This window comes from Streptococcus humanilactis (genome assembly GCF_019448275.1).
Taxonomy (GTDB): Bacteria; Bacillota; Bacilli; order Lactobacillales; family Streptococcaceae; genus Streptococcus; species Streptococcus humanilactis.
Window position 1 is genome coordinate 1 of sequence record NZ_JAHXBZ010000053.1, and the last position, 221, is coordinate 221.

Annotated in this window: 1 pseudogene; it reads left to right on the forward strand. The window is 52.5% G+C overall.

The features are described 5' to 3' along the window. Positions 1-221 (forward strand): annotated as a pseudogene (locus tag KV696_RS09835) (adhesive domain-containing protein); the annotation flags it as partial.

Genomic DNA, 221 nt, shown 5'->3' on the forward strand with positions numbered 1-221 from the left:
GTAGAGGCTACCGCACTTGTTGACGCTGAAGTAGAGGCTACCGCACTTGTGCTTGCTGATGTAGAGGCTACAGCGCTTGTGCTTGCTGATGTAGACGCTACGGCACTTGTTGACGCTGATGTAGAAGCTACCGCACTTGTGCTTGCTGATGTAGAGGCTACAGCGCTTGTGCTTGCTGATGTAGAGGCTACCGCACTTGTTGATGCTGATGTAGAGGCTAC